Source organism: Vibrio nereis NBRC 15637, assembly GCF_001591105.1.
Classification (GTDB): Bacteria; Pseudomonadota; Gammaproteobacteria; order Enterobacterales; family Vibrionaceae; genus Vibrio; species Vibrio nereis.
This window is the reverse complement of record NZ_BCUD01000007.1, coordinates 189,662-203,089: the sequence shown is the minus strand read 5'-3', so window position 1 is coordinate 203,089 and position 13,428 is coordinate 189,662. Positions and strand designations below refer to the sequence as shown.

Annotated in this window: 13 protein-coding genes; 9 read left to right on the top strand and 4 right to left on the bottom strand. The window is 43.6% G+C overall.

Annotated features, from left to right (window positions below; genetic code table 11):
* The first annotated feature begins 1 nt into the window (after nt 1).
* Nucleotides 2-721, top strand: a complete 720-nt coding sequence (locus tag VNE01S_RS10070; RefSeq protein WP_053394931.1) for a 3'-5' exonuclease — start codon at nt 2-4, stop codon at nt 719-721.
* 94 nt (nt 722-815) lie between these two features.
* On the opposite strand, the gene VNE01S_RS10065 is transcribed toward VNE01S_RS10070, so the two are convergent.
* A complete protein-coding gene (locus VNE01S_RS10065) occupies nt 816-2,393 on the bottom strand; it encodes a BCCT family transporter (RefSeq protein ID WP_053394932.1) in 1,578 nt (525 codons plus the stop codon).
* A gap of 389 nt (nt 2,394-2,782) precedes the next feature.
* Between VNE01S_RS10065 and VNE01S_RS10060 the strand changes: the two genes are divergently transcribed.
* Complete coding sequence (locus tag VNE01S_RS10060) at nt 2,783-3,259, top strand: MarR family winged helix-turn-helix transcriptional regulator (protein WP_053394933.1); 477 nt, start codon at nt 2,783-2,785, stop codon at nt 3,257-3,259.
* 73 nt (nt 3,260-3,332) lie between these two features.
* Here VNE01S_RS10060 and VNE01S_RS10055 read toward each other — a convergent pair whose 3' ends face one another.
* Nucleotides 3,333-3,788, bottom strand: a complete 456-nt coding sequence (locus tag VNE01S_RS10055) for an Lrp/AsnC family transcriptional regulator (protein WP_053395115.1) — start codon at nt 3,786-3,788, stop codon at nt 3,333-3,335.
* A 146-nt stretch (nt 3,789-3,934) separates the two neighbouring features.
* Here VNE01S_RS10055 and VNE01S_RS10050 point away from each other — a divergent pair, with 146 nt between their 5' ends.
* The 4 genes from VNE01S_RS10050 to VNE01S_RS10035 all read left to right on the top strand — a co-directional run bounded on the left by VNE01S_RS10050 (nt 3,935) and on the right by VNE01S_RS10035 (nt 8,288).
* Nucleotides 3,935-4,858 (top strand): DMT family transporter, encoded by a 924-nt coding sequence (locus VNE01S_RS10050; RefSeq protein WP_174522330.1) that lies wholly within the window; start codon nt 3,935-3,937, stop codon nt 4,856-4,858.
* A gap of 400 nt (nt 4,859-5,258) precedes the next feature.
* Nucleotides 5,259-5,567: a DUF1289 domain-containing protein gene (locus VNE01S_RS18905; RefSeq protein ID WP_082331659.1), complete on the top strand. Its 309-nt coding sequence runs from the start codon at nt 5,259-5,261 to the stop codon at nt 5,565-5,567.
* Between the two features lie 211 nt (nt 5,568-5,778).
* Nucleotides 5,779-6,984, top strand: a complete 1,206-nt coding sequence (gene emrD / locus VNE01S_RS10040) for a multidrug efflux MFS transporter EmrD (RefSeq protein ID WP_053394935.1) — start codon at nt 5,779-5,781, stop codon at nt 6,982-6,984.
* A 227-nt stretch (nt 6,985-7,211) separates the two neighbouring features.
* Nucleotides 7,212-8,288: a DUF4382 domain-containing protein gene (locus tag VNE01S_RS10035; protein WP_053394936.1), complete on the top strand. Its 1,077-nt coding sequence runs from the start codon at nt 7,212-7,214 to the stop codon at nt 8,286-8,288.
* 61 nt (nt 8,289-8,349) lie between these two features.
* Here the strand turns inward: VNE01S_RS10035 and viaA are convergent, their stop codons facing one another.
* On the bottom strand, nt 8,350-9,795 hold the full coding sequence (viaA, locus tag VNE01S_RS10030; RefSeq protein ID WP_053394937.1) for an ATPase RavA stimulator ViaA: 1,446 nt from the start codon (nt 9,793-9,795) through the stop codon (nt 8,350-8,352).
* A 10-nt stretch (nt 9,796-9,805) separates the two neighbouring features.
* Entirely contained in the window at nt 9,806-11,470 is a 1,665-nt protein-coding gene (locus VNE01S_RS10025) for an ATPase RavA domain-containing protein (protein WP_053394938.1), read from the bottom strand.
* Nucleotides 11,471-11,739: 269 nt separating this feature from the next.
* On the opposite strand from VNE01S_RS10025, the gene VNE01S_RS10020 reads away from it, so the two are divergent.
* The 3 genes from VNE01S_RS10020 (at nt 11,740) to VNE01S_RS10010 (ending at nt 13,376) form a co-directional block, all read left to right on the top strand.
* Complete coding sequence (locus VNE01S_RS10020) at nt 11,740-12,270, top strand: NUDIX hydrolase (protein ID WP_053394939.1); 531 nt, start codon at nt 11,740-11,742, stop codon at nt 12,268-12,270.
* A 157-nt stretch (nt 12,271-12,427) separates the two neighbouring features.
* Nucleotides 12,428-12,748, top strand: coding sequence for a c-type cytochrome (locus tag VNE01S_RS10015; protein ID WP_053394940.1), 321 nt, complete (start codon nt 12,428-12,430; stop codon nt 12,746-12,748).
* 118 nt (nt 12,749-12,866) lie between these two features.
* A complete protein-coding gene (locus VNE01S_RS10010) occupies nt 12,867-13,376 on the top strand; it encodes a glycine zipper 2TM domain-containing protein (RefSeq protein WP_053394941.1) in 510 nt (169 codons plus the stop codon).
* Nucleotides 13,377-13,428 lie beyond the last annotated feature (52 nt).

Here is a 13,428-nt window from a genome sequence, read left to right as displayed (position 1 = left end):
CATGCTAAAGAAACTGATGCATCCACCGAGTATAGACTGGCCGAACAAATTTAAGCGAAAAGTTGAAACAGCGCGCGATGAGCATATAAAACGCTATTACGAACGCGATTTACCCGATGCGACAACACCAATAGAAGATGTCGTGTTCTTGGCAATGGATTTCGAAACCACTGGGTTGGATGCGGACAACGACGATATTATTACCATCGGAACCGTTCCTTTTACTCTGAATCGCATCTTCATCAATCAGGCAAAGCACTGGACAGTCAGGCCCAATAAACAACTTGAGGAAGAGTCTGTCGTAATACATGGTATCACCCACTCAGATGTTTTAGACGCACCAGACTTGTCAGAAGTTTTTGATCAAGTGCTAGAAGAGATGGCGGGCAAAGTCATGGTTGTTCATTATCAACGCATCGAGAGAGAATTTTTCAATCGAGCATTGATGATACGTATTGAAGAAGGCATCGAATTTCCGGTGGTCGATACCATGCATATTGAAACGCAAATCCAGCAAAGGGATATGGGTGGTTTGATAAACAGAATTCGCGGTAAGAAACCTCAATCTGTTCGATTAGGCGCAAGTCGTACCCGCTACGGTTTACCGCAATACACGCCTCACCATGCATTGACGGATGCAGTAGCAACAGCAGAGTTACTGCAAGCTCAAATCGCCTACCACTACGATAGGAAGCAACCTATCGGTCAGTTCTGGCTATAGCTAACCAGTAAACTTGCGTAAGCAGTAAAATGTGTACAAAAAAGGGGGCGAATCATCGCCCCCTTTTCATTAAATTCAATCTATTGAATCAGTGTTATCGCTTGTAGTCTTCTGTGCGCATACCCATGATAAGGCTAACACACATTAGCAGCAGAACAATTGTGAACGGTAGTGCCGTTGAGATTGCACCTGCTTGAAGTGCTTGAATGGCTTCTGTACCGCCAATCCAAAGCAAGGCAATCGCAATTGCACCTTCCATTAATGCCCAGAAAATACGTTGCAGTACTGGCGCATCAACCTTACCACCAGCAGTAATACTGTCGATAACTAGCGAACCTGAGTCTGAAGACGTAATAAAGAACACTAAGACAAGTACTACAGCAATGAATGACAGCACTGTACCCATTGGTAACACATCGAACATTTCAAACATTGCTAGTGATACGTCTGTCAGGCCTTTCGTACCAAGCTGACCAACATTGTTCACTACCTGTTCAATAGCCATACCACCAAACACTGACATCCAAATAACGGTCACTGCTGTTGGTACAAGTAGTACCGCAGTAATGAATTCACGTACTGTACGACCTTTCGAAACACGTGCGATAAACATACCTACGAATGGTGACCATGAAATCCACCAAGCCCAGTAGAATACAGTCCAACCTTGGAACCATGCTTCATCTTCACGACCATGTGGGTTACTTAGTGGGATAATATTCTCGACGTATGACATGAACGTTGTGCCAATGTTACCCAAAGTAATCGCGTAACCAATTAGCGCTACTAAGATCAACAGTAAAAACGCCACGACCATGTTGATATTACTGATGACTTTAACACCACCATCAATACCTCGAATAACCGAAACAACCGCAAGAAGCGTTACAACCGTGATAACAACAATTTGTAGACCAAGACCTGCTTCGATACCAAATACATGGTGAATACCACTTGCTGCTTGCTGTGCACCCAAGCCTAGAGACGTCGCAAGACCAAACAGAGTCGCAAGTACCGCTAGGATATCAACAACGTGTCCTGCCCAACCCCAAGCACGGTCACCCAACAAAGGATAAAAGATCGAACGGATCGAAAGTGGTAAACCTTTATTGTATGCGAAGAATGCTAGCGATAGAGCTACAACACCGTAGATCGCCCAAGGGTGTAGACCCCAGTGGAACATGGTTGCACCTAATGCAAGCTTGGCAGCTTCTGGTGTGTTCGCTTCAACGCCTAGAGGTGTTTCATACCAGCCTGTAAAGTAAGCAACAGGCTCTGCCACACTCCAGAACATAAGGCCGATACCCATACCGGCAGCAAATAGCATAGATAGCCATGAAATGAATGAGTAATCTGCAGTCGCATCGTTTCCGCCTAGACGAATCTTACCTAGTGGAGAGGCGATCAGTGCTAAACAGAAAATAACGAAGACGTTACCCGACCAAATGAACAACCAATCAAAACTGCCGATAATTTGCCATTTAATGCCATCCAACGTTGTTTTAGCGGTTTCCGCATCCACAACTAAGGTTGCAACCAAAAATAGCGCAATAAGTCCGGCACTCCATCCAAAAACAGGGTTGTGTACATCGAAGCCCCATTTCTGCACATTATCTTGACCGATTGTATAATCAGTACTATCAATACTGTATTTATCAATACCTTTCGTCATCTTTCCTCTCTTGATGAATTTCAATCCCTAATCAAGGCTTAAGATAGAGAAATCGTTAGTGATGAAAATAATTTTCTCTATATCAAAACTTGATTGATGCGCAATATTGTACGCTTTCATTCAATTCATGCCAGCAAATCGCTCTCAACTGAGCATTATTTAATCAATAATTAATATATCAGTAGATTTTTTGCTCTACACCCTAGTTTATTGAATTCAAACAACCTTCGAATACTAAACATTTTAGCATATCAAATCGAAGTATTCGGAACGCTCGAAATTAATACTATACTTACTAAACTGAACTCTTATTAGTTTTGTCTCTTCAATTAGGGAGTAATTTCATGTATTTTCTCGCATCCAAACGCTCTGTTGACTAAGGATGAACATTGGAAAAGCACGAAGAAGTATTAATTTCGATTCGCCAAATCATTCGCGCTATCGATCTGCATTCTAAACGCCTAAGTAAAGAGTCTGGTTTAACCGGTCCTCAGCTTATTCTTATGCGTTCAATTAAGGAAATGGGTGAAGTGACAATCCGCGAGTTGTCCAAACACACCAACATGAGCCAAGCAACGGCAACAACCATACTTGACCGCCTTGAAAAGCATGGGTTAGCGCATCGTGTACGTAGTGTAAAAGACAAACGCAAAGTACACGCATACCTTACCGAAAAAGGCCATGAAACATTAAGCCAAGCACCTATGCCTCTTCAGCAGAACTTCATTAACAAGTTCCAAAGGTTAGAAGAGTGGGAGCAATCTCTTTTACTTTCTTCTGTACAAAGAATTTCAACAATGATGAATGCAGAAGATATTGACGTTGCGCCTGTTCTAGAAATTGGCAGTATCACTAAGTCAGAGTGATATATTTTACCTAAAACGTTTAGTTTAATACGGTTAGACTAAACGTTTTTTGGTGATAAAGTCCGTAATAGATTTAAGTAAAGATCGGAAGTTCACTAAACTCTTTCACTTGACGTATCGCCAAATGCGTATGGATATCTTTCACATTATCATGGCGTTGAAGCTTCCGCGTGAATGACTCGTAACCAGCAAGATCATGGCTCACCACCTCTAGCAGGTAATCATAGGCGCCAGAGACCACGTGACAACTTATTACCTCTCCCATCTCTTGAATGGCTGTTTCAAATGCATCAATTGAGCTGGCTTGGTGATTATTCAGGCTAACTTCCACAAAGACCGTCATCCCTACTCCGACTTTTTTCTTGTTTAGTTTTGCTTGATAACCCGCAATCAGACCATCATCTTCTAATTTCTTGATCCTGCGTGCACAAGGCGACGCGGACAACCCTACTTTATCTGCAATGTCAGCGGTCGACTGACGAGCATCTTTTTGTAAAAGAGAAAGAATATGGCGATCAATCCTATCCATTGCAATCATTAACCTTTTCTATCAAAAAAATATTCAATATTGGTGGAAACAGTCAAAATATTTATTTTATTTAGTCCACTTTGCCATAAATCATCACACCATACGACTCATAATTACCATTAACAATAACAAACCGATAACACTCTATGATTTCAGGCTACTTGGCAATGTTTGCCACTCTACTACTTTGGTCCGGCTTTTTCCTTTCACTCAGAAGTGGCGCACATTCAGACTTAACGCCAGCAGATATTGCCATCACCCGCTTTCTTATCCCGTGTTTGGTCTTACTGCCTTTAGTAATCAAATCGTTTAACAAAATCAGCGCCGTACCAAAGCGCTACCTTACCGGCATGTTTATTGGAAGTGGACTGCCCTACTTATTGATCGCAGGTACAGGCATGCAGTACGCCCCTGTCTCGGATGGTAGTGCCCTGATCCCCGGTACACTGCCACTGTTTGTATCAGCAATTGCAGTTATCATGTTTAAGCAACCGCTCAGTCATCACCGTATTGCTGGTTTATCACTTGTTGTTAGCGGGATTTTTGCTTTCCTCTATCAAAGTTTGAGTCATCTAGATCAAGGCTTATTACAAGGTCACTTGCTGTTCTTGGTTGGCAGTATCATGTGGGCAACTTTTACCATCTGCGCTCGAGTTTCAAACTTAAGCCCGATGGTCGCGGCAGGTTTTATCTCGTTAATCTCGAGCGCTTTTCTCTTAGCCTTGATAGCAAAAGGTATCTTGCCAAGCTATTTAGCTTCGACACCTATCTCTCAATGGCCATGGCAAGAGCTGATTGGCCATATTACTTTGCAAGGTATTGGTGCCGGGTTAATCGCCTCTTTCACTTACTTGAAAGCCATCTCTGTACTTGGCGCTGAAAGAACGGCCGCATTTGGTGCAGCCACTCCTGCCATAGCCACACTGTTAGCAATACCGGTATTTGGTGAAGAGCCAAGTTTACTTGGCTGGGCGGCACTGTTCTTGGTTTGCATAGGTAGCTTGATTGCGAGCAATATCTTTATGAAACAAGATACTTCTTTGTTATATCAACCACCTAAATTTAAATAGAAATGTACCGCGAGAGGAAAAAGCGCAACAGACCGGAATATGGGTTTGGCATAAGGAGGGTTCTTGACTCTCGCCATAATTGGAGCAAACAGAAAGAGTGCAATTAACATATGAATTGCACTTTCTTCGATAAAGAATTCGGCACCGAGGAGATAACACAGCCAGCACACTATTTCTGTACCAGATAAATGTACTTTTTTTCCTAGTCCAACTAAAAAGAGAGCAGCAGCAAGTAAAGGTATCATCAAACACTATATCATTTGAGATTAATTATCATCTACATGCATGATAGTGATAACTATTATCACTTGCAAGTTGTGTTTATCACAAGCCGAACGTAGTGATTTATCTCTATTCGTACTATAGTCGCCATCATTGAAAAGAATAGGATAATTGTATTGTGAAAACTCCTTGTGTCGCAGCATGCAAAAACAGCGGCGGTTTATGCAGCGGCTGCCATCGAACCATGGAAGAAATTACCAGTTGGCGTCTTATGAATGAAGAGCAACGAGAACAAATAATGGACGTGCTTTCAGGTTCACAGGCTACCCACCAATGCCCCTCTTGTAACTCAAACACCATGTGTGACATCAGTTTAGGCAAAGAAACCTGCTGGTGCTTCTCACTAGAGCAACGCGATACTTCTCTTCTAGAAAATGCAGAAAGTTGCTTATGCCGTAAGTGCCTTAGTAAATTGCCTCTCGCATAAAAACCCCACGTCTTATGCATTAAATTTTGGATTAGTTTTTCTAATCCAAATGATAGATTTTTATCTTGCTCAAGATCACATTTTAAGATTGCGAGTCTCTTCAACACACTCTAATATCTCGGATCTAGAAGTCTCCCCTTTATGTTTATTTATTAGCTTTGTTACGGCAAAGCTATAGTTTCTTGCGCTTTGGATTTAGGTGTAGTTGGAAATGTCCGCTTCTTCTCAAGTTATTAAATTAACCTTTTTAATCGCTATTTTGACCGCTGTTGGTCAAATGACACAAACTATGTACGTCCCTTCAATGGGCCATATGGCAAGTGAATTTCTTGTAACGCCCGCAGCGCTACAAGCAGTAATGGCTTGCTACTTAATCCCTTATGGCCTGTCACAATTTGTATATGGGCCCTTATCGGACCGTTTAGGTCGTAAGCCAATTATTGTCTTTGGCCTGTTTATTTATATTGCAGGAACAATTTTGGCCTTATTTGCCGATCAGTATGAGTGGTTTCTAGCAGGTAGCTTTATTCAGGGGCTTGGCATAGGTTGTGGTGGCGCCATGTCGCGTACTCTGACGCGCGATGTTTTTTCAGGCGCAGAACTACACAAGGTGAATAGCCTGATCAGCATGTGTGTGATTTTCTCTCCTTTACTTGCTCCTGTGCTGGGCGGCTACTTAACTGAAGCCTTCGGCTGGCGCTCGAGCTACATGTTTTTGGCGTTGTTCGCTATTGCTGTTGTGATCACTATGATGACCAGTTTCAAGGAAACGTTACCAAAAGAGAGTCGTCGCAATGAAAGAGTCAGCGATAGCTACCGATTTGTATTGTCTGGCCGTAAGTTCCAAGGTTACCTGATTTGCTTAGTGGCAACCTTTGCTGGCGTGGCTATTTTTGAAGCAGCAGCGGGGGTGTTACTGGGAGGCGTACTGCAGCTTCCAGCAACAACGGTGAGTTTGTTATTTGTATTGCCGATCCCGGGTTACTTAATTGGAGCTGCACTTTCAAGTTTGATTGCGGCTAAACGTAATGAGAAAAGCGCTCTATTTGTCGGCCTTGTAGCAATCATGCTGGGATCACTTATTGTGCTTATTCCTGGGCTATTCGGGCACACTACGGCACTGACCCTTATTGGTGGTGCGACGATTTATTTCCTTGGTTCTGGCATTTTATTCCCAGCCGCGACAACAGGTGCACTTGCCCCTTTGCCCTACCACGCAGGTACTGGTGGCGCGGTGTTAGGTGGTATGCAAAACCTCGGTGCAGGCCTTGCTACGCTTGTTGCATCAATTATCCCAACCACCGACCAAATGCCACTGGGCGCCTTAATGTTGTTAATGTCGGTGTTAGCACTTATCGGATTAATCCGTGTTTACCGAAAGCAAGACCCTTCACAGGAGCTACCTTTAGCAATCTAAGCGTGCACAGGTTTCACATGCCCTCCCATGCACCGTACTCGGTGTATGGGAAACTCACTTCATCTCCTATTGCTGAACCTTTCTTCGCTACCTATCTTTAAATGAGATCTTAAGCCAAGATCAGCTAGGTCATTATCAATTATTGACATAACTATCATATTTTTCTGATTCAGTTGACCTACAGTTCTTCGCAAACACAGCGCGAAAATAGAAAAAGGTAATATGCAATGGATACTCTTAAATTCAGCTTAGTTGGCGCAGCAGTGGCTTTAACGCTAGTTGGTTGTGGCTCAGACAGTGATGCCACCTCTAGTTCAACAACCCCTGTGACACTGTCTGTCTCTGACGCTCCAATCGACGACGTTTCTGAAGTTGTGGTTAACTACAGTAAAGTTGCTTTCCTTCCAGTCGGTGAAGGCAAGCCTCTCGTTTTCGAAATCAACAAGACGAATGAGGAAGGTAAACTTGTTGATGAAAGCGGTACCGAACTAGCCGACGACGCAGATCCTCTACCGCTGAGTGTCGATCTACTTAACTATCAAGGCAGCAATGCGATTGAATTAGTGAAGGACCAAGAGATTCCAACGGGCAGCTACAAGCTATGTGTATTCTCCAATGATGGTACTCATCCAACCTACCCGTCTTATGTTGTCGGCACCGAAAACGGTAACCAGATGCCATTAACGGTGAAGGGCGAAGGCAAATGCCCACAAGGAGTGGGAGCTGAGCCTAATGCTGGTGTGCTCTACTTTAACGATACCTTTACCGTAAATGCCGACAATAACAATTACGTGGTTGAATTTGATCTGCGTCGTGGCTTAAAAGAAGTGACTGGTGAAAACAGCTATACGCTTCAACGTACGTCAGTTTCTTTGATTAACACAGTCACCACTGGCGATATCAAAGGCAACGTTGCACTTGAGACTTATCAAAACTGTGAGCTAAATTCAGCAGACTCTGCAAACGGTTTTGCGCACGCGGTTTACTTGTATCAAGGAAATATAGCGCAAGATGCAATGGGCCCATTTGCGACTCTTCCTGATACCCAAACGCCAATCGCAGCAGCGAATGTGAATGTAACGACTGGCGAAGAAGGTGATACTTACAACTATGAATTCGGATTCGTTGAACCAGGTACATATTCTGTTGGCTACACCTGTACTGCAAACGATGATTCTGAAGCGGGCCTTGTTGAAGGCGAGACGTTCACTGTCTTTAAATCTGTCAGTGATTTAAGCGTCGTCGCTGGCACACAAACTTCAGCAGATATCAACCCATCAGCCGATCTAGACACTCCGCTATAATCCCAATGGCGTGAACAAGAAAAGGAGCTCAATGAGCTCCTTTTGCGTTAATGACGTTTGATCACCACTTCTTCATAATGCGGCCAACCAAATTTGGGTGATATGACCAACAATGGTCAAACATTATCATGAGTTCAGGGTTGCCATATTTGGATAAGCTAATGGCATGAAAACGGTTCTTACGCGCTTTTAACTGCTCGACACGCGCTGCCATTTCGTCTGACTGTTTCGGTGCAATAAAGTCGGAGATCACCACCATATCGGCATTTTTATACTTGTCACCTGACATCAGATCGATAGACTTCATCAAAACGGGTTCTAAGTCCGTACCACCATGGAAGCTATAAGTAAGAAAGTCACTCGCTTCACGTAAACCGTCTTGTTTGGTCAATTCATAGGTGATCTGCTCGGTCGAGAATAAAATCACATAGCAATCGCGATCTTCAGCTAATGCGATTTGCATAAGCGCGTAGGCCATAGCTTTAGCACATTGCTCAGGGAATCCACTCATAGAACCGGACGCATCCACACAAACAATGAACGGCCCTTGTTCAACATCGACCGATTTATTGTCTGGACGTTGCGCTCTAACTTTGCGTAGCGTGCGTGACTTTCCTTGCATCTTGTAGTTCATTAAACGCTTGTCAACCAAGTGCTTATAGAACACCACCTCAAGCTCAGGATACGCAAGGAACATAGTTTCATTCGGCAATAATTTGTTGAGGTCGTCACTTTCGTGAATCCCAACAATATCATCCGTTGCTCTATCCGATTTTTCTTCGATCATTTGAAGCTCTTCCGCCGGTGCTCGGTTTAACTCAGGGTCATTGACCTGCCCCGCCATACGTCCCAGCTTCTCAGCGATCTCTTGCAGCCCTTTGTTCTTTTTTAAGAACTCAGCATGGCGCTTCATGACCGTTAAATCAGACTTGCTCAGCTTTGCAGAGGCCATATCCCACAAACGCCCAACACTGCCCTCATCCCCCTCTTCTGTCACTTTGTCCATGTTCTTCATGGTTTCCATGCGCTGGTAAAGGTCTTTGAGTACTTTTTCTTTGTTCGCTTCAAGCTCTGTTAATTGCGCCTGTTTGATCGCATCCGATAAACTCTGATACCACTGATCGCAAAAGTAATGTGGGAACATTGGGTTATGAAACCCTTTGTTCTTTTCAAGTAAACGACGTGCTTGTAGATAAAAAGCAGAATGCCACTCTAGCTGTTTAATGATTGATGGGATCTCGTCAAAAAAACGTTCTTCATCCCAATGGATCACTTCTTGGTACAACGCCAGTTCTTGCTGGAATCGTTCTGTTTCGCAGACTTTAGTTATGCGTTTCTTAACGCTACCACGCCATTTAAGCAAATGACTCTTCACAGAGGATTTTACCCCTCTGTTTTCAGCCATTGCCATGACCTGTGAGCGAGCCAACAGATCATTGACCGCCGAATCAATGATACCGGAGTCTGCAACCATTAAGGCTAGGTTTAATCCGTCTGCTCCTAACATTGGCCGCTCCTTATGAGAAGAACTGATTCAGGTTTTTAAAACGGAAAACCGTACGCTCACATTCCGTTTGCGTCGACTCTAAAACCTGTTGGATATTTTGCAGACTCGCTTCCATCGATCTTGGTAACTCAGGGTCAACAAAGTTATGTGGCAAGGCACCATGGAAATGAGAACGGACTTTACGCAGATGGTGTTCAGCCTGGTTAAGCTGGTCTAAGGCTTTTTCAGACTTACCTAACCATTCTTGGTAGGTTGAATCGTCAAGTCCTTTGGTAGTCACAACAGCAACCATCACCGCACGATTAGCGATATCTTTGATCACTAGATGGTTCGAAGCGTCAACATCGAAGCGGAGGCGGCACAAGTTGGTGTTCTGGTTAACATACCCATACACATCCCCGCTACCTTCTTTAATCACACGCTCAAGTTCATTCTTAGGTAGATACACCCAGCGGCTATCGCCTTTTTCTGACTCAGAAACTGACATGTTACTTTGCAGCAGCACAAGTTTAACTAAGTCATATGCGCTGCCCACTTTGTAGCTTTTCGCGTTTGAGATATCGTAGCTATTGACCTGTTTTTTCAATAATCCTGTTGAAGACTCGGTAGAAAGCATAATGCCAAACTGTGATTCCAACTCTTCTTGAATATCGCTCAGCTCCTCACGACATAGCGTGATCTGTTGTTCAACTTCTTGCTGGTCAAACGCGTGCTTGAGGGCAAATTCTCTGATGACGTTTTGTACCACTTCTCGTGATTCTGGGCTGTTCCAAAGGCAATCTTGCAGTAACAGTAAATCAAGCGGGTTGATAGAATCACGACCATTAAAGTACGCACTGGCTTTAAGAAGTTTAACGGCCTTTTTCCAGCGACGGTCAGACACATACATATCGGTATTCGCAATATCGACACCTGTACTTTCTGACGCTGCTTTTTCCAGCATGCTTTTTAAATCAAACAGTTTTTCGAACACTTCATCAGAAAGCTCTAATTGCTCTAGTTCCGCCTGCCACTGGTGGTATTCAGCGTCAGTAATAGCTAAGCCTTCTGGTACTTTTGCTTCTTGCAGCGTGCCAACCGTCAGCATGGATTTAAAGTTCTGTTTGTTTTGAATTCGGTTAACAAACACACGGACAAGCATTCGATCGTATAGCGCTTCCAATCCACTGTCTTCGTCTGGTAATTCGTTGGAAGCAGACACCAGCAGGCGCATAGGTACACGCTCTATATCACTGCCATTTTTAAAGGTCTTTTCATTCACCACCGTCAGCAGCGTGTTCAGAATCGCAGGGCCAGCTTTCCAAATTTCGTCTAGAAAGACGACTTGCGCAGTCGGAAGATAGCCCTCTGTTAGACGTAAATACCGTCCATTGTCTTTAAGTTCTTGGATACTTAGCGGGCCAAACACCTCTTCCGGTGTAGAAAAGCGAGTCATTAAATATTCAAAATAGGAAGAGTTATCAAATGCTTGGATTAAGCGTTTTGCAATTAAGCTTTTTGCAATGCCTGGAGGGCCGAGAAGAAAAACACTTTCACCTGCTAACGCAGCAAGCAAGCACAACTTGATGGTGTCTTCGCGTTCATAAACACCATCTGACAGGGCACTTGCTAACTTATTAATTCGTTCAGAGAGCAATGCTTTGTGTGCATGAGACACCTGAGTAGGATTTATCATTATCGCGCTCCTCTGAAATCAACGAAATGGTGTGTATGTATAATTTTATACATTTGTTATCACTTTGTTACAAGTGCAATTTTTATAATGAGCGAATCTTTATATCAGAGGCATTATTGGGGAAACGGAGTGAAAACATTGTTTGCATTATTGCGACGCCAATCACCTAATGGGCTCTTTTTTTCTCAGGCTGTCTCTTTATTAATTCTTTTCTTCATTTTGATATGCGTTTAAGGTAGCGACAGCGTTAGTTGATAAGTAATAAAAATATGACACTGTCTTCCTCAAAAAAAACCATCCATACTTGGAAAAGTATCTCTTTGGTTGAAGAACCAATAACACTCCCCAACGGAAAAGAAATTACACACACCACCATTGTTCACCCAGGAGCTGCCGTCATTTTGCCCGTATGCGAAGATGGTCAAATCGTCATGGTGAACCAATTCCGCCCCTCTCTGAACAAATGGCTACTTGAACTACCAGCAGGAACACTAGAGAGTTCTGAAGACGTAGAGGCATGCGCCAAGCGTGAGTTAGAAGAAGAGACAGGCTTCAGCGCCCAAGAGTTTTTTTCACTCGGACAGGTGACTCCACTCGCTGGTTTTTGTGACGAAATTCAGTATCTGTACGTGGCAAAAGGGCTGTGCAAAACATGCCGTTATGAATGTGATGACGATGAAGTCATTGAAGTTGTTCGAATTTCTATAGAAGCGCTAGAGCAAAAGATCATCAACGGCGAGATCACAGATGCAAAAACAATCGCCTGTATAAGCAAAGCCAAGCTGTGCGGATACATATAGTTGCTTCAACATCACCTCACCCATTCCTGAAATCCAATAGCAACACTTAATTCTTCATATCCCGCTTTATTTGTTCTAAGTATTGATCTGACACCATTGAGCTTCCCCCTAGGGGAGGCTTTAATGTTTATTAAATTTCAGTCACTTGAGATCCAATATGAAGCCATTACTTACCTGCATAGCTATCACTATGGGTTTTATAGCCACTACAACATACGCGAATGAATTCGGTGATGCAGAACTAGGAAAAATAAAATCGCCGAGCTGTGTATTTTGCCACGGCCCAACAGGTGAAGCCGTTTCGCCAAACTACCCCAACCTAACAGGCCAAAACGCGCAGTATCTTTATCAATCGATGAAAGCTTACCAAGAAGGCAATCGTAGTGGTGCGCTTGCTGCCATGATGAAAGCGCAACTGTCCAAGCTTAACGATCAAGACTTAAAAGACATTGCGGCGTATTACGCGAGTCAACAGTAACGACAACTCACCAACACACATGACGTAATACTGACAAAACCATTTACGTACTCTGATTTACGGCCGAAACCAATCACCTATGCTAAACCCATTAAAGTATGAGTTTAGGAATTAAATGATGAAAACCCGTGCCTTGGTTCTGGCCGTTGTCGCGACAACAGCTTTATCAGCATGTAAAGACGACACCCCAAAAGTGGCCAACATCACTATGATTGAAGCCGCGACTAAAACGGTGAAAACTCCCTATCAAGAGTGTCTCAATGTTGTTGTCACGAAAAAGACCGCCCCAAGTGATGAAAATCGCATTATAGGTGCCGTGGGTGGTGCAGCGGCTGGTGCAGCATTGGGCAATCAATTTGGTGGTGGTTCAGGGAAGGTGATCGCGACTGCAGCAGGTACTATCGCAGGCGCACTCGCAGGCCGAGAGATTCAAGGTAACATCCAGGACAATAACACCATCAGCACAACAGAAAAGCAGTGCCAAACCAAATACAACTCAACGACACAAGTGGTTGGCTACGACGTTACATATGAAATTAGCGGTGTACCTACGACGGTACGTTTAGCTAAAAAACCAGCAGTGAAAACCTTCCCTATACAAGATGGCAAAGTTGTTCTGCCAGAATAACTCGATAACTCAAACTAACAACGTCATATATAGAAGGCCCCTCCTTTCTATG

What these genes read in the sequence shown, in the direction of transcription:
- VNE01S_RS10070 (WP_053394931.1), top strand. Translation starts at nt 2, where the DNA reads ATGCTAAAGAAACTGATGCATCCACCGAGTATAGACTGGCCGAACAAA.
- VNE01S_RS10065 (WP_053394932.1), bottom strand. Translation starts at nt 2,393, where the DNA reads ATGACGAAAGGTATTGATAAATACAGTATTGATAGTACTGATTATACA.
- VNE01S_RS10055 (WP_053395115.1), bottom strand. Translation starts at nt 3,788, where the DNA reads ATGGATAGGATTGATCGCCATATTCTTTCTCTTTTACAAAAAGATGCT.
- VNE01S_RS10050 (WP_174522330.1), top strand. Translation starts at nt 3,935, where the DNA reads ATGATTTCAGGCTACTTGGCAATGTTTGCCACTCTACTACTTTGGTCC.
- emrD (WP_053394935.1), top strand. Translation starts at nt 5,779, where the DNA reads ATGTCCGCTTCTTCTCAAGTTATTAAATTAACCTTTTTAATCGCTATT.
- VNE01S_RS10035 (WP_053394936.1), top strand. Translation starts at nt 7,212, where the DNA reads ATGGATACTCTTAAATTCAGCTTAGTTGGCGCAGCAGTGGCTTTAACG.
- viaA (WP_053394937.1), bottom strand. Translation starts at nt 9,795, where the DNA reads ATGTTAGGAGCAGACGGATTAAACCTAGCCTTAATGGTTGCAGACTCC.
- VNE01S_RS10025 (WP_053394938.1), bottom strand. Translation starts at nt 11,470, where the DNA reads ATGATAAATCCTACTCAGGTGTCTCATGCACACAAAGCATTGCTCTCT.
- VNE01S_RS10020 (WP_053394939.1), top strand. Translation starts at nt 11,740, where the DNA reads ATGACACTGTCTTCCTCAAAAAAAACCATCCATACTTGGAAAAGTATC.
- VNE01S_RS10015 (WP_053394940.1), top strand. Translation starts at nt 12,428, where the DNA reads ATGAAGCCATTACTTACCTGCATAGCTATCACTATGGGTTTTATAGCC.
- VNE01S_RS10010 (WP_053394941.1), top strand. Translation starts at nt 12,867, where the DNA reads ATGAAAACCCGTGCCTTGGTTCTGGCCGTTGTCGCGACAACAGCTTTA.